This window comes from Phycisphaerae bacterium (assembly GCA_012729815.1).
GTDB lineage: Bacteria > Planctomycetota > Phycisphaerae > JAAYCJ01 > JAAYCJ01 > JAAYCJ01.
In genome coordinates this window covers 1-24,212 of the sequence record JAAYCJ010000346.1, presented here as the reverse complement: position 1 = coordinate 24,212, position 24,212 = coordinate 1, and the positions used below count along the sequence as shown (strand labels likewise).

Genomic DNA, 24,212 nt, shown 5'->3' with positions numbered 1-24,212 from the left:
TTGGCGAACCACCAGCGTTTGGGGTTGCCCGGCGTCCGCAGGTTCACCGCCAAGGCAAATCGCTCATTGACCGCTGCGACGCCGGCTGGGTCCAGACCGTACAGCACCAGCGTGGCCCCGTTTTCGACAAGATCGACCAGCGTATCATCGACCGCTGCGGCGTCATCGCACCAGACCACCTCACCGCCGGCCGCCACCGGCTCAACGCCGCCCTCAACAAATCGCGACGACCACTCCTCCGCGTGCTTCGAGAGAATCCGCACCGACCGCGCCGCCGCCGGCTCGTCCAAGCCGTAGCGCACCAGGTTCAGCAGCAGCCGTTCCGCTCCCGGCGCCACATCGAGATTCGCCTCGATCAGCATCTGGCACAGCAGAAACCGCCCGGGCCCGCACCGCAGTTCGCCCAGCGAAAACACGTTCATCCCAGCCATGCCCGCCGTCGCCGCATCCACCAGATACCGCAAACCCGGAACGTCGCTCTTGATCAGCGGCGCCCGCGACACAGCCAAGCTCTGACCCCAGAGCCGCAGCCGGTCATTCCCGATATCCCGCAAAATCGGATGATGATCCGCCCGCGCGAAGTTGTGCGTGTTGATCACCCGCGGACCCACCGACGAAAGACCCAATCCCAGCCCATCGTGCCCGCCGTCCTGCTGCAGACAGATCACCGTCCCGCCTCGTCCGACCAGCTCGCCCAGCGCCGCCGCCATCCCGCCCGGCAACTCCGCCAGCCGATTCTCACCGATCACCACCACGTGGGCGTCATCCGACAACGGCGATGCCGCCGCCAGCTTCCGGACAGCCACTCCGCGTCCTTCCAGAAATTCCGCGACCTTGCCCGCCGGATCGAACACGTCCACTGCCCGCCGCTGATACGCCGGCTCGATCCGTCCCGACCGCGGATACGCCATCCACCGGTACATCCGCTGATGCACCGTCGCGTGATCGCCGTTGAGCACCAGGTTCGCCACCACCTCGACCGGCGAATCGACCGGCGGCAATTCGAATACGAACTCTACCTGCCCCTTGTCTCCCGGCGCCAATCGCCCAAGCGGCTTGACCTGGAATGACGGCGCCGGCGTCCCGTACCACAGTCCCCAGCCGCCGTCCAGCGTCTTCTCATCCACCTCAAGCCGGCACGCCAGCGTGTATTCCTTCGCCTGCCGACTGTCGTTAAACGCCACCGCTGTGAACTTGATCTTCGACCCGCCGAAGAAACATTCGCTTGCCGGCAGCAGCATCACCATCTCCGGCCGATACCCTTCCGCGATCGACGTGATGTTGTGCTGCGGAAAACACCGCGTCCCGTAATCGACGGTGATCCACGGGCTCGGATGCACCACGCCCGCATACCGATAGCCCTCGATGAACCGCCGCATCACCTCGCCGTGAATCGTCTGGTTCTTCAAAAACGTCCACTCCGGCCCCGTGCCCGGCGCCGCCCCGACAAACGCCTCATCGCCGTACACGCACGCGAACGTGTGCGCCGGATGCCCAAACAACGTGTCCCACTCGCCCAGCAGCACCGGCTTGCCCCGCAGCCGCTGATCGGCCACGCCGTAGTAACCCGGCCACACCTCGCACTCCGTCAGCCAGAACGCCGACCGCGGAAAATCCTGGCCCGGATACGCCGACCCGCCCGGCCCGCACTGGGGATAGTGAAGGTTGATCGTCTCCGCTGCGCCCAGCACGTCGCCGTCCCCGCTGCACGTGATCGGCCGCGTCGGGTCCAGCCGCCGAACCTCCTCGACCGTCGCCGCCATCCGCGGATACGCGATCTTCCCGCGTCCGCCGTGGCCCACCTCGTTGCCCAGACTCCAGATCGCCACCGACGGATGGTTTTGATGCTGACCCACCAGCCGCAGCATGTGCTCGTGCCAGTGCTCCCAGAACGCATCCAGCTCGATCCCCTGGCTGCAGTTGCTGTTGCACAGCGCCGACTCGTAGATCACCAGCATGCCTTCCTCGTCCGCTGCATCCAGCCACACCTGCGGATACACCGCCTGACCGAACCGCACCATGCCCACGTTCTGCGACTTGAAAAACCGAAGCGCCGCCCGCGCCGCTGCCTTGTCCGCCAGCCAGAACGCCTCCGGAATGGACTTCCCATCCATCAGAAAACTCGCGCACCGTCCCCAGCTCAGGGCCATGCCCGCCACGCCGCCCGGACGAATGCTCGCCCCGTTGAGCATCAGCCGCTCACCGTCGACCGCGATCGTCCGAAAACCCGTCCGCGTCTCGTACCGATCCACCTCGCGCCCGCCGTCCAACAGCGTCACCTTCACGGCGTACAGCTTCGGATCGTCCAGCCGCCAGAGCTTCGCCTCGGGACACGCCACCACGCACGGCGCACCCGCCGGCCCCTCCGCCTCACCGACGATGGCTTGGCCGTCCAACACCTCGCACCGCACCGTCAGCGACTCCGCCGCCTCGCCGACCAACGCCGCATCCACCGTCAACGCCGGCGGATCGATCGCCGCCATCGTCCTGACGCTCTCGATATACGTCGCCGGACGACGCTCCAGCCACACCGGTCCGGTCGGACCGGCGTACGTCAGCGTCGGGTCGACCTGGCCGTATCCGGTCGGCACCAGATACCGCGTCGCGCCGATCGTCTTGGCCTCAGGCACCAGAAACCGGAACTCCTGACCGGCCTCCGAATCCGTCGTCACCGCTTCGTCCACCAGTTCCACCCGCGCCCAGTCCATCGACCAGAACGCCAGCACGATCTGGTTGACGCCCGGCCTGAGCAACTCGCCGACCGGCCACTCCACCCGCAAAAAACCCGTCCAGTAATCCGGCGCCACCCGCTGTCCGTTGATCCAGCACGCCGCCCGCGCCGCCCGCCAGTTGTCCACCACCAGATACGCACGCGACCCGCTCCACGCCGCCGGCACGTCTATCCGGCATCGGTACCACCCCTGAGAGACCTCGCCAACCTCCGTCGCCAGCCCCAATCCCTCGATCGCATGAACCGACCACCCGGCATCCGCCGTCGGCGGCGTCTCGGTGATGTCCTCATGCGAAACCCGCAGCGCCTGCCACTCGCGGTCAAGCGGTATCCGTTGACGCGGCTGGGCCGCTGCGATACCGGCAACCAAAAGCCAGATCGCCGCCGCAACGGAGAGTACATTTACTCGATGGAAATACGGCATGGCCTGCCCCTCCGGTGCAGTGAGTAATGACGATGCGTCGTCCGGCGCGACGGGATCAGTCCAGGATGTTCCATAGCCGCGGAGCCGCCGGACTGTACTTGATGATATCGCGATAGTTCAGCGTCGCCGCGTGCCCGTCAAAGTAGACAATATTGGCCGACTGCCGATGACGATACGCGATCGGCACAAACCCGAGGTCCTGAGCGCGCACTTCGTTGAAATCCCAAAGGTCCGAGTAGACGTGCGAATGATCCCGATGGATCATCTGGTTCAACCCGTCGGCCATGTGGAGCTTGGCGCTGGGGTCCGGAATCTGATCGCGGCGATACCAGTTCACCCACGAACCGCTCGGATAGATGTGGTAGTTCATCCCGTAGCTGTACGGAATGTACGCGTAGCCCTTGATCCCTGAAATCGATTCGGAAAACGCCAGCGTCGCATTGCCGCACGCCAGGCGCGCCACCCATCGAAACGTCCGCCAGTCCGCCGGATCCGACGACAGCGGCTCATCCACCAGATACGACCGAAACAGCATGTTCGACGCCCAGCCGTTGACGGAAGTGAACCACCCGTCGGACTCGTTGGCGTAATACTCCTGGCCCAGACCGTACTGCCGCAGCATGTTCAGGCACGTCATCGTCCGCGTCTGCTCCCGCGCGCTCGCCAACGCCGGCAGCAAGATCGACACCAGCACCGCAATGATCGCCACGACCACCAACAGCTCGATCAACGTAAACGACGCGCCCTGTCGCAACGCGTCAACGCGACCCGGGCGACGCCTCAGCAAATTCGAAATCCGAAATTCGAAATCCGAAATCATCGTGTCTGACTCCTTGCCACCGACTCCCGCTCCACCCACACCGTCTCGACCACCCGGTGGGCCGCCTCGCCCGACCCGTTGCGCCGCGCCAGCCGCTTGGTCAGCATCGCCACCGCCTCGCTTCCCATCCGCTCCGCCTGTTGCGACACCGTGGTCAAACCCGGATCGAGCCACTCGCCCGCCTCGTCCCCGTCGAACCCGACCACGCTCAAGTCCTTCGGAATCCGCAGCCCAAGCTCCTTGATCGCCCGATACCCCACCATCGCCTGGCTGTCGCAACTGAAGAATACCGCGCTGGGCCGGTCGTCGCGACGCAGAAGCTCCCGCGTCCGCTGACACACCCGCTCGCGCCAGTCGCCGGTGATCTTCTCGCCGTCCGCGTCCAGCAGGTCCACCGCCAGCGACCGGTCGAACGGCAGGCCCGCGTCGTTCACCGCGTCGCGCAGCCCGTCCAGACGCTCGCGAATCGTATGGGCGTTCAGCGTCCCGATATACCCGATCCGCCGATGCCCCCGACGCACCAGCTCCTGCCCCACCCGATACCCGCCGCCGTAGTTGTCCGCCACCACCGATGGTACATCCGCATCCGCCAGCCGCATATCCACCAGAACGAACGGATACCCCTCCCGATGCAGCTCGTACAGCACCCCCGCAAACCCCCGATGGTGGAAGGCCACGATGATCGCCCCGTCCGCTGCGCTCCGCGGAAGGTTCCGGATGATCTCGATGTCCGTGTCCATGCTGTCGTGGGCGTCGTAAATCTGGAAACACACCCCGTCCTCCTGACCCGCACGCTTGGCCCCCTGAACGATCCGCGCGCAGCGGTCCCACGTCACCGACGGCACCACGATCTGAACCTGCCGCGTCGACGTCCGCGGCTCACGCACAAACACCCCCTTGCCCGGCCGACGCTCCACCAACCCCTCCCCGATCAACTGCTCCACCGCCCGGCGCACCGACTTGCGGCTCAAGCCCGTTTGAGTCGCCATGCCCGTTTCCGACCCCACCATCTGACCCGGACCCAACTCCCCTTCCCGAATCCGTCCCCGCAGCCGCTCCACCAACGGCCAATACACCGGGCTACCTGTGCGGATACATGTCTCCTTCATGCCCCCAGTCTACACCCCCTCCCCATAAAATGCAACCCCCAAAAAAAGGGGACATTCTACTTTTCCGGCATCTTCCCCCAACACGCCCACAATCCCTGGGCCAAACGGAAAAGTAGAATGTCCCCTTTTTCAGTCTCAGCAACCTACGCCATCGGCTGGGCCGCAGCCTTCTCCATAAACTTCCCCGTCGCCGTGGCCTTGAGCTTCCCGTTCTGCGTCAACCGGGCCTCCAGGACGTAGAGCGGCGGACACGCCCGGACGATCCGCGCGCACACGCCGGCGCCGCACGCCGTCTCAATCGGATGGCGAAACCGCACCGCCAGCTCCGCCGTCACCGCGACGATCCCGTGGGCAAACAGGCAGTTCGTCATCGCGGCGTCCAGCATCGACGCGATCACCCCGCCGTGCAGCGTGTCCGGATACCCCTCAAATACCCGCAGCGCATCGAACTCCGCCGACACGCTGCCGTCGTCGCGCACGCAAAACCTCGCGCCAAGCCCCTGCCCGTTGGCCCGGCTGCACACCACGCAGCGCGGATGCGCCCGCCCGCGCGTCCGCTCCATGACCTCCTGGCTGGCCTCAGTGATCGCAGACATTGTCACCCGTCTGCAACTGCCCGTTCAGATACGCCTGAGCGATGTTCTCCGGCGTCTCGACCGGCGCTCCGACGATCACCTGAATGCCGTTCTCGGCGAACAGCCCCTGGGCCCGCTGCCCCATGCCGCCCGCGATAATCAGATTGGCCCCCTGCTCGGCCAGCCACTTGGGCAAGACGCCCGGCTCGTGCGGCGGCGGCGTCAAACCCTGCGAGCTGAGCACCTTCTTGCCCGCTGGGTCGACCTCGACAAACGTGAACACCTCACAGTGCCCGAAGTGCATACACAGCTTGCCGTCCGCGGTGGGAATGGCGATCTTCATCGTACGTTTCTCCGTATGTTCCGGCGCTGACGTCCGCGCCGTTGGTTCCATCGTCGGATCGAGAATCGGCTTGGTGATCGCCGCGAACGCCGCCGCCGCTGGACTGTCGGCGAACTCGCTGACGAACGGCTGACCCGAGTCGGCTGAAACGACCACCCGCGGATCAAGCGGAATCCGACCCAGGAACGGAACGCCCGTCTCCTCCGCCAGCCGCTCGCCGCCGCCCGTCTTGAACAGCTCGATCACCTGCCGGCAGTGCGGACACGCCAGCCCGCTCATGTTCTCCACGATCCCAAGCACCGGCAGCGACAGCGTCTTGCAGAACGCCACCGACCGCCGCACGTCCGAGACCGCCAGGTCCTGCGGCGTCGTCACAATCATCGCCGACGCGTCGCGACCCAGAAGCTGCGCCACCGCCAGCGGCTCATCGCCCGTGCCCGGCGGCGAATCCACCACCAGAAAATCCAGCTCGCCCCACGAAACGTCCTTGAGGAACTGCCGGATCACGTTGTACTTCATCGGCCCGCGCCAGATCACCGCGTCGTTGTCGCTCTTGAGCAACAATCCGACCGACACCACGCTCAGGTTCTCCGTCAACCGGATCGGCTCGATCTCGCCGTCCGGCCCGCCCACCAGCCGCTGGCCCTCCAATCCCAGTATCTTCGGCACGCTCGGTCCGTGCAAATCAACGTCGAGCAGACCCACCCTCTTGCCCGCCGCGGCCAACGCCACCGCCAGATTCGCCGCCACCGTGCTCTTGCCCACGCCCCCCTTGCCCGACAAGACCACGATCTTGCGGCCGATACGCTCCATCCGCGTCTGAAGCATCACCTCTTCCATCTGACGCTGCGACTCATCATTCTGCGGAAACGCCGAACACGATTGACTCATGATTCTCTCTTCTTTCCGAACAGGGTTTGCATGCTTGACGAAACGACTACATCCAATGGCCTTCAACGTCCGCGCCGTCGGCCTTCGACAGCTTGCTGGCCTTGAACTGCTCCAACGCCTCAGCCGCCGTGCCCGAAGCCCCCGTGTAAACCGCCACACCGCCCGCCTGAAGCGCCGCGAATGCCTTGGGCCCCATGTGACCGGTAATCACCGCCGCCGCCCCGAGCTCCACCACCCGGGCCGCCGACTGAATCCCCGCGCCCTGCGCCGCGTTGAGGTTCACGCTATTATTGAACGCCTCGCCAACGCCGGTCTCGCTGTCCACCACAACGAAAAACTTCGCCCGCCCGAACCGCGGGTCCATCGCGTCGCTCAGCGCCGGCCCTTGTGTACTGATGGCAATCTTCATGGCCCTTCCTTAATAGACAATTCCAAAATGAATCGCCAATGCAAATCCTATGCCGCCAACTGGAATTGTCCCCCATGCCCGCCGGTCCCCAAAAAACCGCAATTTCGCGGCATCACTCCCGATCGAACCCCGCCGCCACCGGCGCACCATTGCAGAATACACGGTTAGCCCGCACAGAACCGCGCAACAGGCAAGAAACCGCCGCCCCTTCGACGGAAAAACCGTCCGTCACACCGCTACGGCGCGAACTCCTCCGCCAGCTCCGACGCGATCGCCGCCCACTCCCAAAGCCGCTCCGGCTTGTGACGGACCGTCGAAATGTCCTTCAGAATAATCTCAACGTTGCAGCCGCGGGTCCGCTCCAGATTCTCCCGCAACTCCCGACGCGCCTGATCCGGCCGCCACCGATTCTCCGCCAAAATCGCCGGATTCGGCTTGAGCGAAAGCACGTAGTCCCGACCGATCTGCCGCGCCGTCATCTCCGCGTCCGCCTGCGGACTGCACGAGACCTTCCGCAGATTCGGAACCCGCCGCAGAATCTCCATCTTCCGATGCAGCGGCTCGCAACAGCCGTAGTACGTCATCCCCCACCGCGCCAGCCACCGCTGCTCGTACTGCAGGACAAACTCCCAGTGCATCCGCGGCGAAATGTCCGAAAAGATCTGCGCCGCCGAACAGCCCCACGACTCGATCGCCCGCGCCGGCCGCCCGTCGCCCGCCGGCTGCGGCAGCCCGCCCGTATGCCCAAAACCGCCCGACCCGATCCGGTACGGCCCGTTGTTGCACTCCAGCAGACCCAGCGCCTCCATCTGGTCCAGCTCCGCCAGATACCCCTCCACCGTCCGCCGCATCGCCTCGTGCACCATCTCCGGCCGCATCACCAGGTCCATCATCGCCTGCTCCAAGCCGAACCACATGAACACGTTGTCCGCCGGACACGACCAATAGGTCGGCATGCCCGTCGTCCGCACCGGCAGAATATCGCCCAGCAGCTCGCACATCCGCTGATGATTCGCCTCCGTCGCCGCCGCGTCGTACGTCACGCGAGGCGTCTGGATCTTCTCCACGTCCTTCGCCTCGACGATCGCCGGAGTAAAACGCATCGCCCGGATATTCGTCGTCTCATCCTGGTCCAGATATTCGACGTTCGCGCTCAGCCCGAACCCCGTCGAACTCCAGATCTTTCCGCAGGCGAAAAACGGCTGCAAGATCATGTCACCCGGAAAATGACGCCACTGATACAATACCATCCGCAACGCGCTCTCGATCCCGCGGCAGAAATCGTCCTCGCACCGGACCGTCAGTTCGTCGTTGACGTTCAACTCGTTCCACGGAATCTCGTTGATCCACACCAGCGGCCGCACCGGCGCCAGGTCGTTCAGCCTCCGCCAAAGCTCCGCCCGCTCCGCGTGAACGCCCAACGAAGCCGCCGCCGCATACTCCTCGCCAAGCCGCCGCACTACATCCACATCCTGAGCACGAACCTTCACGTCCGGGTCTCCATCCGATATGTACGGGTTTGCCTTACGATAATCCAATACCTCCAGTATTCCCCATGCGACCCCGTTTTTCCATAGCTGCGATTGCCTTGTTCATGTATATTCTTGTCTATGCAGGAATTCTGGGATACGCTGCGGGTCCGGGTCCTCGTCGCCGACGTGGCCACCGTCTCGCCCACCTGGGGCGACGGCGTCTACCACTCCGATCCCTACGGGCGGCTCTACTGGCTCCAGGCCGGCCGCGCCGCCGTCACGCACCACAAACGCCGATGGACCCTCCGACAGGGCCGCCTCCACGTCATCCCCGCCAACACCCCCGTCCAACTCCACTGCCCCGACCGCGCCACCATCGCCTATGTCCACTTCACCGCCGCCGTCTGGGGCGAAATGGACCTCTTCGAGGTCCTCGGCGGACCCTACGACCTCCAGCCGTCCCCGTCAGCCAACGTCCCGTCCCTCCTGCAACGCCTCCGCCGCGCCTTCCATGACGCCAACCCGCAGAACACCCTCGACGTCACCGGCCTGCTGCTCCAACTCCTCGCCCCCTTCCAAGCCGTCGGCGACCCGCGACAACGCCTCCAGCGGATGCGCGAAGTCCAACGATTCGAACCCGCCCTCCAGTACATCGAAGCCAACCTCCACCGCCCTATCCGACTCGCCGAACTCGCCGAAACCGTCAGCCTCGAACCCACCTACTTCTCGCGCCTCTTCACCAGACGCTTCGGCCTCTCGCCCGTCCGGTACGTCCTCCGCCAGCGCGTCGAACGCGCCCGCAAAATGCTCTGGAACACCGACCTCACCCTCGAAACCGCCGCCCGGCAACTCGGCTTCGTCGACGCCTTCCACCTCTCCAGAACCTTCAAACGCCTCACCGGCCTCAGCCCGCGACAGTTCCGCCAGCGAAGCCGCCGACGAGTCCCCTGAACCGCCGCCACGCATGCAAATCACTTCGCCGACCGCGCCTGCGCCAGCAGATCCGACACCCACTCCTCGAAGAAAAATGGATACACGCAGAACCGCAAGGGCTCGCCCGGAAACGACAGGCCCTCCTTCGACAGCGTCTCCGAAGCCCGTTCCCAGTCATCCGGAAAATCGTGCCGCATCATCCGCAGCGTCAGCCGGCGAAGCACCTCTTCACGCTCTTCCTTCTTCCGCGATCGCTTCTCCGGCGACGAGCCCGCCGCCCGAAAATACTGACGCACCTGCTCGATCAGCACCTGATCGTCGCTGAAGAACTTCTTGAACCGACGCGGCAGCCGATCCGGCAGCGTCCCGCGCTCCCGCAGCCCGATCTCCTGAATCTCCTCGTGCGTGTGCGTCAAAAACGGATCCCCGAAAAACACCGCCGCGTTGAAGTTGTTCCGCAAGTCCGCCAGGTACGTCGGAAACGCCCGAAGCCCTCGGCCCGGCTTCAGCAGATTCACCGGCCCCTCGCCGATCAATACTGCGTAGCAGTAGCGATTCAAATCCGCCCGGTTGAACCGCACCACGCTGCTGAACGCCTGCTGAAGACGCGTCAGCGTCTGCCGGCGCACGTCCATAATCAACACCCGCGACGTCACCGAATCCCGCGCCAGCTCCATCACGTCCTCAGCCGTGATCGCCGAACGAACGCTGCCCGGCGTGACGATCTGCACCGAACGGGTCCCCGAATGCTCCGCGATCCGATCCCGCACGTCCTCCAGCAGCAGCCGGTCCATCGTAAAAATATGCACCCGGTTCTTCCGGTCCCTATAATGCAGCAAACGCCTTCTCCTCCGTCAACAACCTCGCCGCCACCGCCGCCGTGACCGCTAACGTCTCACACACCGCCAAACCCGCATAATACCATGGACCTCCCGCCGTCGCCAAGCAGCATCGCCGAATCAGAAAAAACCCGTACGGGCAGGCCTTGCGCCTGCCCCGCCGCCCCCGCCCAACCGCGCCGGCCACCTCGCGCTACCTCACCCGCAACGCATCCGGCGCATCCGCCGCCAAACCCCACTCAAACCGCCGATACCCAAACGCCGCAAAGTCCTCAGCCGCGTACGCCCAGACCACCTCCTCCTCATCCGTATCCCGAAACAATTCAAAAAACGTCCCGCCAGGCGTGATGCCCGCCATGATTCCGCCCCTCAAACCACTCGCACAACCAGTGATTCATCGACTTCGACCCCGTCCGCGGAATCCCAATGTACACGTATCGATACTTATCGGAAATAATCATACGCCCATCCTCCTCCACCCAACACCGCCAGCCGTCAAAGCACTCGCCCTTCCAACGAATATACCGCCGACAAGGACCGCCTGCCAACCATCCAAAACCCGGAACGCCGCCAAGTCCTGCCGCTTCACCAAAGCAACAGCCCCCCCTCCGTCATTCCCACGAACACGGAATCCACCCGCGCCGCCACCAGCCTCGTAGCGCGGGTCACGCCACACCGATGACTTCAAAAGAGATGATATCGAGGCGGCTCCGTCCAACCAGAGGGGGCCTCGCTTGATCCGGGACAATCATGATGCGGCTGCAGCCCAGTCCTCCACTCGCAGTTCCGGGGCGATTTCCCTGATGCGCGTCATCCCATCGTTCGTAACCAGGATCAGGTTGCGCTCGATGGCTTGTGCTGCAATCCACAAATCGTTCTCTTGGATGCCGAGCGCTTTGGCCGTGACCGGATCAACCAACTCCTCCGGCCGCAGGCCCTTTCTTCGTCTTTTCTTGGGACCGAACTTCTCGAAAAGCCTGGCTCGGAGATCCCCATAGATCAGCGTGGTAAAACGCGTCACACTGAAGAGAATCTTGTTCTCCGCGAACTGCTTGAAGACCTGAGCGCGGAAGTCGACGAGCGATTGCTGCGAGGTTCCGCCCACCGCGGCGATGCCGTATTCGATTTCCCCCAGGACAATGAGCGACGTTACCACCGTCGCCTGAACCTGTGCCGCCTGTTCCACCTTCCTGGATACCGCCGCGTGTCTGGGCTTCGTTTCGTCCAGCCAGTCACAGATCACATTGGTGTCAAGGAGGTAGCCTTTTACGCCTTCCATACGCTACTCCTCGAAGTCTTCCGTAGCGCGACGAAGGGCTTCGCTAATCTCCGGCACATCGAAGGTTCGATGTGACTGCAGTAAAGCTGATGCCCTTGAGTTTTCGAACTCATCGGACAGGTATTCATGGAGGTGCACCCATGGCCCAAAACCTGCTGGGAAGTACCGATCCTGTTGGAATGGCACACCGACCCTCGACTGGCCGGCAAACAGGTCGAGAACTTCTCGCTCCAGACGCGGCGGTAGATCGTACATCCGCAGAACGAGAGCGTCTATCTGAAGTGCAGCGCGACGTAGTGAACTCGACGCCTGGCGCAAATCGCCTGTCTCTGCAAGCCGATGGTATTCACTCACCAACTGTGTGATGCTCTCGTGCTCAGCGCGCGTCCAAGGAGGAACGGGCATTTGCCCCAGGACCCCAGGTAGATTGTGCCTCCCTCTCGCGTGGTCGAAGGCGTAGGCGTTGGCCAGAGGAGAGTTCAAGAGAGCCCAAAGAAACTCCAGAGAGGTATCATCTTTCGGCCGAACCGCATTATAGTTGTTGGTGAAGGCGTGTCCGTCGCGATCAATGAACGCCTTTATTCGCCACGGACCACGACTCGCTCGTGCATGGTTTAGTAGCACTTGTGGGACCATGTCTGCGCCCATGCGGGTCGGCCCAAGCACATCGGCAGAGAGATTCATCCACACTTCCGGAGGATGGTTGTGTGTCTGGAGTTCTCTTCCAAGCTTTGTAAAACCGCGTACGGCTCCTGGAAATGGTCTGTCAGATGAACGCCTGACATCTTGGGGCAGATTGCTTCGATACGACAAGCCTTCCCCAATGTCGGCTATATCCTTGAGGCGAAGCATGTGCTCCAAACACTGCCAGACATCTGGTAGGTCCGGCCAGATGAACCGCGCCTCTGTCGACCGGCAAAGCGATTGCTGAGTGATGTCCCGTTGGCTGGACACGATGTAGTCCAACCGGAATGCCTCCATGTCCGCCTTACGCACTCTCCTGCACGATACAGCATGAGATTGCTCTGACGACTTCACCTTTCTACCAATGATGACGGCTGAGTCTGCGTCGGAGAGGGAGAACACCTTGTCTGGGAGAAGGCATATCTCCTTTAGCTCAAACTCCTCGCAAAGCATACGCCGTAGCGTCTCAGTACTTCTCCAGAAAAGAACTCCTTGCGGAATAACGAACCCAAACATGCCGCCGACAGGAAGTGCTGGCAGCGTCTGGGCCAGCACCTCAGCTGCCTTGTTGATCTGTACTTCCTGTCCCCTCTTTCGCTGGATTTCTGCACGGTCCGTCTTCGAAAAGTCCTCAAATGGTGGGTTACCCAACAGAATCGTGGCTTGCCCGGTCTTCCTTGCCAAAAGACCGTCAGAGAACATGTTCCCGTAAGCCAAGTCCCAACCATTGGAGTTCGGGATGTCAGCAAGCGTCAACGAGAGCTGAGCAATTTCAATGGCGAAGGAATCGATCTCCACACCATGGAGATGTGCGCGCAAATAGCCCTTTCGATCTGCCTGCCGTTCAGAGGGGAGCATCTCCTTCAATAGTCGCATGGCCGCCACGAGAAAAGCGGCATGACCGCACGCTGGCTCGAACACGTCGCGTTTGTCTGTACCGATGTCCTTGATCCAGGGCGCAAGCTTCCAGACCACGTAGTCAACCAGGTACTGTGGTGTGCTGTGAGTGCCAAGTAGGGCACGTGTGTCCTTGGTGATCAGGGCGCTCTCGTACACATAGGCCAATGACTCGGTGGTGACATGCCCCAGATGACTGAAACTGGCGATGCTCTCTGCGGCCGACTCCAGGGCGGCCCGTTGCTTCCGAGTTCGCACATCGATTCCCGCAGCATCTGTGTTTCGCGAGTTGTAGTGGCGAGCGACCTTGGCGAAGACATCCTCCACGCTCAAAAGATCGAGTCTTTTGAACCCCGGCACCTCCTTGTCGCGGAGAATTTTCGCCGCGAGGAGCCAGAAGACCGACTTGAGAAGCCAGTGTCCATCGGCGCCAGAGACTGCGGACAAGTTGGGGTAAAGGGAACGGCGAAGCTGATGGACGACGCGCTCGATCAGCCTTGTCAGCTTCTCGCCTGTTGCCTTCTCCACGATGGGCATCAAGCCTGCATCGACGAACTCCAACTGGAACTGATCATCAAACCTGCCCCAGGTCTTGGCCCGAAAAACCACGTCGGGCCCGAGTTCGGATGCGTGCGATCGGAAGTACGCCTCCGCCTGGTCGGCGCTTACCTCTTTAACCCGTTCCGCGTCGTCCTCCCGCTGCTTCCAGATCTCCAGCGACTCGCGCCGCATCGCCACCACGATGGGGGCGCCAAGTTGGCGGTACGCGGCCACCTCGGACCGCATATCCCCCTCCACTACCGCCGCATCGATCACGGCAATACAGGCCGACCGCGCATCCATCGGTTCGTGGGCGAAGGCCGCCAGCGGCACAATTCGGTCGCCGCCGAACGGAAAACTCGCGCGGAGCAAACGGTCGCTGTAGCCGCACAGCGACAAGAAAGCCTTTGCCCGGTCAAGTGTTAGCGTCGATACGATGGCGTCCCGCCTCCCTGCCGCACCCGTCGAGCGGCGTGTCATTTTCATTTTCGACATTTTTCAGGCGCGGTCAATAGCCTGCATTGCAGCACTTCATCCGGCCCTTCTTCATTCATTCTGACTCCTGGCTTCTGACTTCTTCCGTAGCATCGCCGCTCACCGCCGGTGCCGGCCATCCGTGCACGGCGTCTCAATGTTATACCCCTTGATCTTCCGATACAGCGTGCTCGGATCGATCCCCAGATCCTCAGCCGCCTTCTTGCGGTTGCCGTGATGCCGCCGCAGGGCATCGGCGATCAGCGCCGCCTCCACTGACTTGATGCTCGCCGACGAAACCGCCGGACCACCTTCGCCCTCGCGCCCGCGAAGCTCCGGCGGCAGATGCCGAAGCTCGATCATCCCGCTGCGACACAAGACGAACGCCTGCTCGATGATGTTCTCCAACTCGCGAACGTTGCCAGGATAGTCGTGATCCATAAGCCGCGCCATGACCTCATCCGAAACGCCCGCGATGTCCTTGCCCTGAAGCCCGTTGAACCGCGCCACCATGTGACCCACCAGCAGCGGAATGTCCTCGCGCCGCTCGCGAAGCGACGGCAACGCCAGATGAATCACCCGCACCCGATAGTACAGATCCTCCCGAAACCGCCCCGCCCGCACCAGCTCAGCCAGGTTCTTGTTCGTCGCTGCGACCACCCGAACGTTCACATGCACCGGCTCCACCCCGCCCAGCGGTTCGAACGACCGCTCCTGCAAGACCCGCAACAGCCGCACCTGCATCGCCGTCGAAATCTCACCGATCTCATCCAGAAAAACCGTACCGCGATCCGCCAGCGCGAACCGGCCCGGCTTGTCCCGCCGCGCATCGGTAAACGCCCCAGCCTTATGCCCGAACAACTCCGACTCCAACAGCGTATCCGGCAGCGCACCGCAGTTGATCGCCACAAACCGCTTCTTCGCCCGCGGCGAAAGGTTATGAATCGCCCGCGCGAACAGCTCCTTGCCGGTGCCGCTTGGCCCTTCAATCAACACCGTGCTGTCGCTTTCGGCGATCTGCGGCAGGATATCGAACAGGTCGGTCATGGCGCGGCTTCGGCCGACGATATCGGCGAAGGTGTAGCGGGATTCGAGTTCCTTTTGGAGTTGTTCGACCTGGCTGAGGTCGTGGAAGGTTTCGACCCCGCCCATGACGTTGCCATCGGCGTCTTTGAGCAGGGCCGCGGAGATGCGGATGGGCACCCGCGCCCCGGCGGCGTTGAGGATGTAAGCGGTTGCATTGGCCACCGGACGGCCTGTCTTGAGGGTCTGGCGGAGCGGGCAGGCCCCTTCGCAGAGGCTGGCCCGAAACACCTCGCAGCAGGGCCGGCCGATGGCTTCGGATCGGCTGGTGCCGGTGATCCGCTCGGCGGCGCGGTTAAACGAAGTGATATACCACTGGGAGTCGACGGTAAAGACCCCCTCGTTGATGGAGTCGAGGATGACGTCGCGGCATGCGGGGTCGCCGGGAATTTGTATGGTTGTCATATCAATTTCCGATTTGGGGTTCGATTGACGCTGCCTGTGGGCACAAGTATATTGTAGCCACGCTCATGGTGTTCTGCAAGGTTATCCGGCTGATAGGCTTGCATTGTGCAATGCTGTGGCCCTGATAGACGGCCAGTGTTATTGATAATATGGAGACCTTGAGTGGTCTGGACGGTCGGCATGGGTTTTGCATTGGGACTTGGATGATGCGAATAGCGATCTCGACGTGGCAAGGGCGGATATCGCCGGTGTTCGACGTGGCCGGGACGGTGCTCCTGGTGGACATCGATTCGGATCGGGAGGTGGGCCGCGAGTCGCGGGGGTTGTCGGAGGGCGGGGCGTTCGAGCGGGCACGTCAGGTTGCCGCGTTAGGGGTGGAGGTGTTGATCTGCGGGGCGATTTCGTGCGGGTTGGAGCGGTCGCTGCGGTCGGCTGGGGTTCGGGTGATCGGGCAGGTGTGCGGACCGGTGGAGGAGGTGCTCGATGCGTTTGTGTCGGGCCGGTTGGCGAAGGGGGCGTATCGGATGCCGGGGTGTTGCCGTCGGCGGCGGTATCAGGGCGGACGGGGAATGGGGATGTATTGAGGGGGAAGAAGCCAGGAGCCAGAAGTCGGAAGTCAGAATGAAAATGAAAATACTAAAGAGCAAAGTGCAAAGTGCGGAGGATGCTGCCGTTGGCGGTTCGTTTTTAATGGCGCGGAGCACGCGGAACACGCGGAGGGGGAACAGGTGGTCAGGTGGTCAGGGAGTCAGCGAATCAGGTAAGACAGAGGATTTGGGATAAAGGAGATTGGTGATGCCACGCGGTGATGGGGCTGGACCGGTTGGTGGCGGTCAAGGACGTGGAATGGGTCGCGGTGGTGGTTCGGGTCGTGGCCAGGGTCAAGGTCGCGGACAGGGTCAGGGTCGCGGCCGGATGGGCGGGCCGTTCGCGGCGGGTCCGGGCGGGGTGTGCGTGTGTCCGCAGTGCGGGCACAAGGCGGCGCACGTGGCGGGTCAGCCGTGCAGTGGGCAGGTGTGCCCGCAGTGCGGCAGCGCGATGACCCGTGGCTGACGGCTGAGGGTTGGCGATGGTTGGATGTTGATGGAGGCGAGCGTGTTGTGCCTGGCGGAAACGGGACGAGTGCGATGGGGCCTGGTCCGATAACCGCACACGGTGTGGGTTTTTGCGCGGGGTTTGAGATGACGGGTTTGGGAGAACGGGATTGACAGGTTCGATGGAAACGGCGAGAATTATGGACTACTCCCGCAGATGGTGTTACGGGGGTAGCTCGTTTTGACCCTTTTGGCTTTAGTAGCTGGAGAAACATGATGAAACTCATGAAGATGTGTTCACTGGTGGCGGTGTTGGCATTGGCGGTGGTTTCGTCGGGGTGCCTGGACGGCATTTTCCCGCCGACGGACGGGGAGAAGAAGCCGGTGGGTCTGGTGATGCTGATCGAGCAGACGGACGCTGAGGGGTTGCTGAACTGGGCGTACGAGCTTCGGCAGCGGAACACGACGGGCTTGCTGAAGATTCAGGGGGCGTTGTTGGAGGGTTACGACGAGGAGCTCAAATGCCTGGCGGATATGGGCTTTGAGTTTGCGGGCGGCCACCAGGGGGATCCGTTCTGGGACGTGGACTACGAGACGCAGTTCAATGCGATGAAGAACGCGAAAGAGGTGATCGAGGCGGCGACGGGCAAGCCGATGCGGGTGTTCGGGTCTCGCTATTTCGCGTACGACGAGAACACGCTGAAGGCGGCTGAGGCGTTGGGGATCGAGTTTATTCTGGCCCGCGGGTCGAGCGACGTGGAGGCGTTGATTTACAAGCCGGACGAGTACGACGTGAAGATCATCTCGGTGAGCAACGTGACGTTCGAGGACATGGGCCGCGGGAGTTTGTGCGACTATTCGCTGTGGGCGCGAGGCGCGACGGCGGCGGAGTTTGGGGAGATTCTGGAGGACGCGATCACGGAGCGGACTCCGACGCGGGTGATGGTGGTTTCGCACGCGTATCTGGGCGGGGCGAAGCAGGCGTGGTGGGAGGCGTACCAGGCGTTTCTGGACAGCGGGACGGTGACGTGGGCGAGCAGCCTGGACGAGTGGGCGAGCAGCAGCAGCGGAGTGAACATCCGGGTTCCGATGAACCTGATCCCGATCAATCGGGAGGTCACGTACGAGGTTCCGACGCCGGCGGTACCGATGGATCAAGAGGAAGACATTGACCCGATGCAGAGTCCGTGCAGCGGGTCGTGAAGTGATTGAGCAGACGTTTTGAGTTCATGTTCAGGAGTTGACGGTATGAAACGGTTGACCGGGATTTTTGCGATGATGATGGTTTCCGCGAGTCTGTTGCTGATGAGCGGATGTTGCGCGACGTGCCTGATCGGCCCGGTCATCGCGGCGATCGCGGCGTTGTTCGGGATATCGCTGTACGGCGACGGGGCGACGCCGAACTAAGGCACGCAGCGTTTCTGGTCGTGGAGTCGGCGTGCCGGCGCGGGTGAGCGCCGGCGGCGCGGACTCGCGAGGGCGCGGTTGCATTGCGCGGAGCGTTGCGGCTGCGCGTATGGATTTGCGCCACAGGCCCGGAGGTATTGAAGCGAGGAGGAGACTACAGTGTTTTACGGATCGATCAGACGAGCGGGCGTCGCGTTGGCGGGGCTGTTGGTGGCGGTTGGGGTGTTGGGGTGTTCGGGTCCGGTGGACGGCGAGCCGCCGCTGTTCGATCCGAACGCGCTGTACGTGAACCTGCAGATCGACGCGGAGAAGGACAACGTCGCCGGGTTTACGAAGATCATGGACGAGTTGAAGGCGCGGGGGATTACGGCGACGGTGTATGTGACGGGCGATTTCGCCGAACCGAACGGCGACCTGATTCAGGGGCTTTACAACGGCGGCTACGAGATCGCGCTGCACGGCCAGACGGCCGATGAGGTGCTGGCGGGAATGCCTCGCGAGGAGCAGGACACGCTGATCAGCGACGCGCTGCGTGACGCGCAGGGGTGCGGGCCGTGCGGGCTGGGCCATCCGGTGTACGGTTTTCGGCCGCAGGGGTTCAGCCAGGACGCTTCGACGTACAGTTTGCTGGACGAGATGTATTTCGAGTACGACAGCGGTTTTGCGGCGGGGCTGATTTACGCGGAGGGTCATGAGGCGGACGCTGAGCCGTACGCGATGCCGGGGTATGAGTTTACCGCGGTTCCGGTTTCGACGGTGGAGTACGACGCTGAGCGGCAGGTGGTTTGGGACGTGTCGGCGGCGGTGACGCAGGGGTATTCGGCTTCGCAGTTTTCGGAGATGCTGGCGGCGGCGGTGGCCGAGTGCCAGCAGAGCAAGATTCCGCTGGTGGTTATTTTTACGGGGTGGGTTACGGGGGATACGACGACGTATGATTATTGGGGGAGTTTTACGGGGTTGTTGGATGATCTTGAGGCGCTCTCGAATGTCGAGTTTGTGACGACTCGGGGGTTGGTGCAGCGGTATGAGGCGAAGGACGCCCAGTAGGGGTGGGCGGCATTGCTGATTGCTGATTTCGGATTTATGATTTGGTTCGGAAGGCCCCGCTCGCTGACGGTCGCGGGTTTTTTCGGGACTGGTCGGTGGCGATAGGAAGCTGGAGAGTGCTGATGACCCCGGTCTTGAGTGACACACGAGACGTTAGCCATTTGCAGCATGTGCAGTCGGTTTGAGCAACGAGCGATAGGTGCTGACGTGGGCAATAGCGGAAGAACGCATTGCGTGGTTATCGACACCAGCATCTGGCGATCACACCTGTTGCTAAAGACGCCGATAGGAAAGTCTCTCGTCTATGCCCTTGGCAGGGCGAAAGGCTTCATCGGGCTTCCTGAAGTCGTGGAAGGGGAACTGATACGGCAAGTTTTAGAACTTAGGAATGAGGCCGCCGAACCACTTGGGAAGTGGTCCAGGATAATCAATACGTTAGCCGATTCGCCTTTTGATGTCTCAATCCCGGATGACGGGGCTTTGAAGGAGAAGGTTGCTGACCGACTTCGCGAACTAGACCCGATTCTCAAACGCGTGCCTTTCACGCTTGACCACGCCAAGGCGGCCCTAGAGATGGTCAACGCAAAGGTTCCTCCCAATGGCGAGCACAGACAGGAGTTCAAAGACTCCGCTATCTGGCAGGCCGTGCTTTCACTTTCATCTGAGTACTGTGTGCACTTGGTGACGAAAGACCGCGGTTTCTTGGCTGATCCCAACGACCCGTCAAAGGGGTTGGCAAAGAACCTGCAAGAGGATTGCAGCGGACGAGGTGTACGCGTAGGCGTTTACTGTGACCTAGCTGCATGTCTCAAGAAGATGACTCACGATGTTCCGGCTGTTGATCATGCGTGCCTTCGCGAATTGATTCTGCCGTTTGTTGAGAAATCACTTCAGATGGAGGCGGCACGACACGGGTTTTTGGTTGGAAGTACTCTGAAGGCTGATATTACAGCGTTCCGAGTGGCCAAGGAAGATCGTCTTGCGGTGGACTACGAGGTTGCTGCGCAGTGCAGGCAAAATCCTTCCGTTCCCACGGATGGTCGCGCGGATATGCGCGCAATCGCCCACGGTAGCGGCTACTACAACCCAGTTGGCAGGTCATTATCCGGCCACTTCCTTCAGTACGTTACATTTGAATGGAGCTACGCGGGTGGTGGCCACGGTCGCATCTGCAGATCGTACGAAGGCGAGGATGTGCCGTCCCCGTTTCGTCGGCCAATTCCACAGGAATAAAGGACTACGGGGACGCATGAGTGAAGTCGCGGGTCATGACTTGCCGTACGGAGCTGGATTCCCCCTGCGCGGGAATGACACATAATAATGACGTTTGCGAGGATGGCACGAATGGGGAGGTTGTGGGTCGTTGGGAGGGACGGCCGTCGGAGGCAGACGGATGTTTGATGTGGCGGTTGGCGGAGAGGAGAAGAGTCCGCCGAGGGCGACGGACCTACATTGGGCGAGCAGGCTGCGGTCGGTGGCGGTTGTGGGGCTTTGGGATTGCGGCGGGCGGCCGCCCTACGAGGCAGGGCAGGCACAAGGCCTGCCCGTACTTGAAAGGAGGCGTTATGGGCGGTCTTTTGGTTGAGGAGCGGGATGATTTTGATCCGGTGTGTCCGCATTGCGGTGCGGAGTTGGAGAGGCTGATCGCGCGGGTGCTTTCGTCGTCGATGTTCAGCAAGCGGCTGGTGTATTGCTGTCCGGCGTGCCGGAAGGTGCTTGGGGTGAGTCATCGGAAGGGGCTTTTGGCGAATTGAGGTTTTGCGGGTTGGGGTTCAGGTGGTCAGGGGGTCAGGGGGTCCGGGAACAAGGTCCGTTTTTTGGCGGTTGCGGGAGTTGGGAGTGGGGCAGGCGCAAGGCCTGCCCGTACGGCTGGGACGATGAGGGGGTTTGGGGATGGGTCGTTGTTGCGAAGATGATAGTGCGTTGGAGGTGCTGTGGGAGAGGCAGCGAGGGACGCTGCGGATCGTGCTGGGGATCAACGCGTTGATGTTCGCGGTGATTGTGGCGGCTGCGGTATACAGCGGTTCGAGCGCGTTGCTGGCGGACAGTCTGGACAACCTGGGCGACGCTTTGACGTACGGTTTGAGTTTGTACGTGGTTTCGCGGAGCGTTGCGGCCAAGGCGAAGGTGGCGGCGTTCAAGGGCGGGCTCATTCTTTTGGCTGCTTGCGCCGTCGCGGTTCAGATCGTCCACAAGGTTTTCGTTCCGACCACCCCGATTTTTGAAGTGATGGGTGCGTTCAGCCTTGTGGCGTTGGCGGCGAATTCGGTGTGCCTGTACCTGTTGTGGCGGCACCGGCGTGAGGACGTGAACATGAGTTCGGTCTGGGAGTGTTCGCGGAACGACATTGCGGCCAACGTGTCGGTGTTCGTTGCGGCTGGGGCGGTTTGGGCGACCGGGTCGGGTTGGCCGGATATTGTGGTGGCGGTGGGTTTGGTTCTGCTGTTGGCGCGGTCGGGGGTTCGGGTTATCCGGTCGGCGGCGCGGGAGCTTGGCGAGGCGGGCGAATGAGCAGGTTTGGTTGGTGCGGGATTCTCGATTTATGGTTTGGTTTTGGAGGTCCCTTCCTGCGGTTGCGGGGATTTCTGGAGGGGAGGCGGACGGGTTTTGTGCGGTTTGTCTTGCGGGAGGCGGCGCGGTCGTGCAGAATATGGCGGCTTTGGATTTGTCGGGACAACCATATTCTTGACGGACAAGGAAAGAGGAGTCTTTATGCGGGATTCGATTTCGGCTGTGGCGAGGAAGGAATTGTCGGATCTTCTTCGGCCGGTGTATGGCGGGTGTTGGGAGGAACTGTCGGTCGAAATGGCGGTGGATTCCGCGCTGGCGGCGGGCGAGGTTTTGGTGGAGGCGGAGCCTGGGCGGATCGCGGTGCGCGGGGCGTCGGCGGCGGATGTGCTGGCCGGGGTGTACAGCTATCTGGAGGAGCTGGGGTTTTTGTTCACGGTGAACGGGCCGGTGGTTCCGGAGCGGCCGATCAAGGAATTGGCGGCGTTTTCGCGGGTGTACAAGGCGTATTTGAAGCGGCGGGGGATTCGGCAGCACATCAACTTTCCGATGGACATTTCGTCGTATCCGCTTTGGGAGGCGAAGGAGTACATCCGCAACCTGGCGCGGATGCGGTTTAACGCGTTGACGTTTCACATGTATCTGGCGTGCGGCTGGTATCATCTGGAGATGCCGGAGGCGGGGGATTCGTTTTCGGAGCGGAAGGGTCGGATTCACGATTACACGTTTTTTTACTCGGAGTATCATCCGGCGCCGGAGGAGGCGCGGCTGAGGGCGGTGGTGCGGAATGAGGGATCGTTTTGTCCGCCGGAGGTGGAGCGGCAGTACGGCACGAAGGAGGCAAGGAGTTTTGCGTATCGTTTTCTGGGCGAATTGATCCGCGAGGCGAAGGGATACGGCATGTATGTGGCCGTTTCGACCGACATTGCCGCGAGCAACATAAAGGACTATTTTCCGAACGCGCCATCGCAGGACCGGTCGTTGTGGATCAAGGCGACGCTGGAGATGTTGAACCAGATGACGGCGTTGTATGGGGAGGCGGATGACTTTGAGTTGATCTCGCCGGAGAACACGACACTGAGTTCGGTTGATTGGGAGGGCGACTGTCGGGCGTTTTTGGGGCGGTTGCTGCCGGAGTGGTCAGGGAAGGCCATCGACGATGTGCTGAAGTTGACGGAGGGCGCGTCGGCGTACGAGAAGGAGGGTTTTTTGCAGGTGCTGGAGTGCATCGACGTGGCGTTGGAAGCGTTCCGGCAGGCGAAGGGGTCGGCGGTTCTGTCGCCTCGGTTGGCGGGCAAGCAGTTGACGGTGGCGTTGTACAACGGGATGGCGGGGATTTCGGAGGCGTGCGCGCGGGTGTTGACGGCGGCGGTTCCGGCGGAGTACGGGCTGGCGTGGCTGCCGGGTCATGGGGCGCATACGGTGCAGGCGCGGGTGGACAGCATGAAGCTGACGGTGGAGGACCGGTCACGGTTTCGGCTGTACTCGTGGGTTGAGTTGGACGGGTTCATGTACACGCCGCAGTTTCCGCGGACGGGGCTGGCGGAGAACATTGACTTTGCCGCGGCTGAGCCGTCGCGCGGGGTGCTTTTCAATCACTGGCGGAACGCGGAGAATGAGTTGAGTCTGCTGTTCGCGGGTCAGGCGAGTTACGGCGGGCTTCGGCCGGAGGCGTTCGGGCCGCGGGTGGTTGGGCCGTACTGGGGCGTGACGGACGAGGGGCTGCTCGATGAGTTCCTGAAGGTGATGGAGGAGGTGGACGAGCTGAACTGTTTGTGCGGGTTCTGCTATCTGGCGTGCTGGTGGGAGATTGACGCGAAGAAGGAGATGGTGATCCTTTCGGATCCAGATCTGGACGAGCACACGAACGACCGGCGGATCGAGACGACGCAGCGGGCGATCGCGCTTCTGGACCGGCTGATCGGCCAGAGCGGTCGAACGGCGGGATTGCGGAGCATGCGGTTTTTACGGGCGGTGCTGTTGGCGGCGGTTTCGCATCACCGGTGCGTGACGGAGATGATCCGGATGGCGCGGTATCTGAGGACGGTCGATCGGGGTAGTATGACGGCTGAGCAGCGGCAGCAGTTTCAGGCGTTGGGCGATGCGGCGCTCGGCCACGCGGACCGGTGGCTGGCGATCATGGCGGATCACTGCGTGGATCGCGGGGTTGAAGGGAATATCGTCAGTTACCACCACGTGGTGGTCGGGTACATCAAGGGGTTCCAGGGGTTGTACGGGACGATCGAGTTTGAGGCGATGCCGGAGTACAACGTGCCGTCGTCGATTCAGGCTCCGCCGCCGTTGATTG

22 protein-coding genes are annotated in these 24,212 nt (G+C 62.4%); 10 read left to right on the top strand and 12 right to left on the bottom strand.

Annotation, left to right across the window (positions count from 1 at the left end; all coding sequences use genetic code 11):
- From GXY33_22030 to GXY33_22000, 7 genes are all read right to left on the bottom strand, one after another.
- Nucleotides 1-3,155: hypothetical protein (locus GXY33_22030; GenBank protein NLX07828.1), on the bottom strand; the 3,155-nt coding region annotated here is incomplete at its 3' end.
- A 55-nt stretch (nt 3,156-3,210) separates the two neighbouring features.
- Complete coding sequence (locus GXY33_22025; GenBank protein NLX07827.1) at nt 3,211-3,975, bottom strand: prepilin-type N-terminal cleavage/methylation domain-containing protein; 765 nt, start codon at nt 3,973-3,975, stop codon at nt 3,211-3,213.
- A complete protein-coding gene (locus tag GXY33_22020) occupies nt 3,972-5,051 on the bottom strand; it encodes a substrate-binding domain-containing protein (protein NLX07826.1) in 1,080 nt (359 codons plus the stop codon). The genes GXY33_22025 and GXY33_22020 overlap by 4 nt, the downstream gene beginning before the upstream one ends.
- Before the next feature lie 176 nt (nt 5,052-5,227).
- Entirely contained in the window at nt 5,228-5,680 is a 453-nt protein-coding gene (locus GXY33_22015) for a PaaI family thioesterase (GenBank protein ID NLX07825.1), read from the bottom strand.
- On the bottom strand, nt 5,664-6,893 hold the full coding sequence (locus GXY33_22010; GenBank protein ID NLX07824.1) for a P-loop NTPase: 1,230 nt from the start codon (nt 6,891-6,893) through the stop codon (nt 5,664-5,666). Before GXY33_22010 ends, GXY33_22015 begins: the two co-directional genes overlap by 17 nt.
- 46 nt (nt 6,894-6,939) lie before the next feature.
- Nucleotides 6,940-7,302: a dinitrogenase iron-molybdenum cofactor biosynthesis protein gene (locus GXY33_22005; protein NLX07823.1), complete on the bottom strand. Its 363-nt coding sequence runs from the start codon at nt 7,300-7,302 to the stop codon at nt 6,940-6,942.
- 236 nt (nt 7,303-7,538) lie between these two features.
- Nucleotides 7,539-8,792, bottom strand: coding sequence for a hypothetical protein (locus tag GXY33_22000; GenBank protein NLX07822.1), 1,254 nt, complete (start codon nt 8,790-8,792; stop codon nt 7,539-7,541).
- 120 nt (nt 8,793-8,912) lie between these two features.
- Here GXY33_22000 and GXY33_21995 point away from each other — a divergent pair, with 120 nt between their 5' ends.
- Complete coding sequence (locus GXY33_21995) at nt 8,913-9,725, top strand: AraC family transcriptional regulator (protein ID NLX07821.1); 813 nt, start codon at nt 8,913-8,915, stop codon at nt 9,723-9,725.
- A gap of 20 nt (nt 9,726-9,745) precedes the next feature.
- Here the strand turns inward: GXY33_21995 and GXY33_21990 are convergent, their stop codons facing one another.
- From GXY33_21990 to GXY33_21970, 5 genes are all read right to left on the bottom strand, one after another.
- Nucleotides 9,746-10,546 (bottom strand): hypothetical protein, encoded by an 801-nt coding sequence (locus GXY33_21990; GenBank protein ID NLX07820.1) that lies wholly within the window; start codon nt 10,544-10,546, stop codon nt 9,746-9,748.
- A 193-nt stretch (nt 10,547-10,739) separates the two neighbouring features.
- Nucleotides 10,740-10,904 (bottom strand): hypothetical protein, encoded by a 165-nt coding sequence (locus GXY33_21985; GenBank protein ID NLX07819.1) that lies wholly within the window; start codon nt 10,902-10,904, stop codon nt 10,740-10,742.
- Nucleotides 10,905-11,294: 390 nt separating this feature from the next.
- Entirely contained in the window at nt 11,295-11,825 is a 531-nt protein-coding gene (locus GXY33_21980; GenBank protein ID NLX07818.1) for a type II toxin-antitoxin system VapC family toxin, read from the bottom strand.
- A gap of 3 nt (nt 11,826-11,828) precedes the next feature.
- The gene (locus GXY33_21975; GenBank protein ID NLX07817.1) at nt 11,829-14,441 is read right to left on the bottom strand and encodes an N-6 DNA methylase; all 2,613 of its coding nucleotides are present in this window, start codon (nt 14,439-14,441) and stop codon (nt 11,829-11,831) included.
- 99 nt (nt 14,442-14,540) lie between these two features.
- Nucleotides 14,541-15,908, bottom strand: coding sequence for a sigma 54-interacting transcriptional regulator (locus tag GXY33_21970; protein NLX07816.1), 1,368 nt, complete (start codon nt 15,906-15,908; stop codon nt 14,541-14,543).
- Between the two features lie 203 nt (nt 15,909-16,111).
- On the opposite strand from GXY33_21970, the gene GXY33_21965 reads away from it, so the two are divergent.
- The 9 genes from GXY33_21965 to GXY33_21925 all read left to right on the top strand — a co-directional run.
- On the top strand, nt 16,112-16,492 hold the full coding sequence (locus tag GXY33_21965; GenBank protein NLX07815.1) for a dinitrogenase iron-molybdenum cofactor biosynthesis protein: 381 nt from the start codon (nt 16,112-16,114) through the stop codon (nt 16,490-16,492).
- A gap of 211 nt (nt 16,493-16,703) precedes the next feature.
- Entirely contained in the window at nt 16,704-16,961 is a 258-nt protein-coding gene (locus GXY33_21960) for a hypothetical protein (protein ID NLX07814.1), read from the top strand.
- A 257-nt stretch (nt 16,962-17,218) separates the two neighbouring features.
- Complete coding sequence (locus GXY33_21955) at nt 17,219-18,145, top strand: hypothetical protein (GenBank protein ID NLX07813.1); 927 nt, start codon at nt 17,219-17,221, stop codon at nt 18,143-18,145.
- A 45-nt stretch (nt 18,146-18,190) separates the two neighbouring features.
- A complete protein-coding gene (locus GXY33_21950) occupies nt 18,191-18,349 on the top strand; it encodes a hypothetical protein (protein NLX07812.1) in 159 nt (52 codons plus the stop codon).
- A 159-nt stretch (nt 18,350-18,508) separates the two neighbouring features.
- Complete coding sequence (locus GXY33_21945) at nt 18,509-19,396, top strand: polysaccharide deacetylase family protein (GenBank protein NLX07811.1); 888 nt, start codon at nt 18,509-18,511, stop codon at nt 19,394-19,396.
- 234 nt (nt 19,397-19,630) lie between these two features.
- Nucleotides 19,631-20,629 (top strand): DUF4935 domain-containing protein, encoded by a 999-nt coding sequence (locus GXY33_21940; GenBank protein NLX07810.1) that lies wholly within the window; start codon nt 19,631-19,633, stop codon nt 20,627-20,629.
- Nucleotides 20,630-20,961: 332 nt separating this feature from the next.
- Entirely contained in the window at nt 20,962-21,150 is a 189-nt protein-coding gene (locus GXY33_21935) for a hypothetical protein (GenBank protein ID NLX07809.1), read from the top strand.
- A gap of 139 nt (nt 21,151-21,289) precedes the next feature.
- Nucleotides 21,290-21,907, top strand: coding sequence for a cation transporter (locus GXY33_21930; GenBank protein ID NLX07808.1), 618 nt, complete (start codon nt 21,290-21,292; stop codon nt 21,905-21,907).
- A gap of 201 nt (nt 21,908-22,108) precedes the next feature.
- Nucleotides 22,109-24,212 (top strand): hypothetical protein (locus GXY33_21925; protein ID NLX07807.1); only part of this gene is annotated, 2,104 nt, incomplete at its 3' end.

What these genes read in the sequence shown, in the direction of transcription:
- GXY33_21995 (NLX07821.1), top strand. Translation starts at nt 8,913, where the DNA reads ATGCAGGAATTCTGGGATACGCTGCGGGTCCGGGTCCTCGTCGCCGAC.
- GXY33_21950 (NLX07812.1), top strand. Translation starts at nt 18,191, where the DNA reads ATGAAACGGTTGACCGGGATTTTTGCGATGATGATGGTTTCCGCGAGT.
- GXY33_22005 (NLX07823.1), bottom strand. Translation starts at nt 7,302, where the DNA reads ATGAAGATTGCCATCAGTACACAAGGGCCGGCGCTGAGCGACGCGATG.
- GXY33_21965 (NLX07815.1), top strand. Translation starts at nt 16,112, where the DNA reads ATGATGCGAATAGCGATCTCGACGTGGCAAGGGCGGATATCGCCGGTG.
- GXY33_21975 (NLX07817.1), bottom strand. Translation starts at nt 14,441, where the DNA reads ATGTCGAAAATGAAAATGACACGCCGCTCGACGGGTGCGGCAGGGAGG.
- GXY33_21970 (NLX07816.1), bottom strand. Translation starts at nt 15,908, where the DNA reads ATGACAACCATACAAATTCCCGGCGACCCCGCATGCCGCGACGTCATC.
- GXY33_21980 (NLX07818.1), bottom strand. Translation starts at nt 11,825, where the DNA reads ATGGAAGGCGTAAAAGGCTACCTCCTTGACACCAATGTGATCTGTGAC.
- GXY33_22025 (NLX07827.1), bottom strand. Translation starts at nt 3,975, where the DNA reads ATGATTTCGGATTTCGAATTTCGGATTTCGAATTTGCTGAGGCGTCGC.
- GXY33_21985 (NLX07819.1), bottom strand. Translation starts at nt 10,904, where the DNA reads ATGGCGGGCATCACGCCTGGCGGGACGTTTTTTGAATTGTTTCGGGAT.
- GXY33_22015 (NLX07825.1), bottom strand. Translation starts at nt 5,680, where the DNA reads ATGTCTGCGATCACTGAGGCCAGCCAGGAGGTCATGGAGCGGACGCGC.
- GXY33_22010 (NLX07824.1), bottom strand. Translation starts at nt 6,893, where the DNA reads ATGAGTCAATCGTGTTCGGCGTTTCCGCAGAATGATGAGTCGCAGCGT.
- GXY33_21930 (NLX07808.1), top strand. Translation starts at nt 21,290, where the DNA reads ATGGGTCGTTGTTGCGAAGATGATAGTGCGTTGGAGGTGCTGTGGGAG.
- GXY33_21960 (NLX07814.1), top strand. Translation starts at nt 16,704, where the DNA reads ATGCCACGCGGTGATGGGGCTGGACCGGTTGGTGGCGGTCAAGGACGT.
- GXY33_21935 (NLX07809.1), top strand. Translation starts at nt 20,962, where the DNA reads ATGGGCGGTCTTTTGGTTGAGGAGCGGGATGATTTTGATCCGGTGTGT.
- GXY33_21955 (NLX07813.1), top strand. Translation starts at nt 17,219, where the DNA reads ATGAAACTCATGAAGATGTGTTCACTGGTGGCGGTGTTGGCATTGGCG.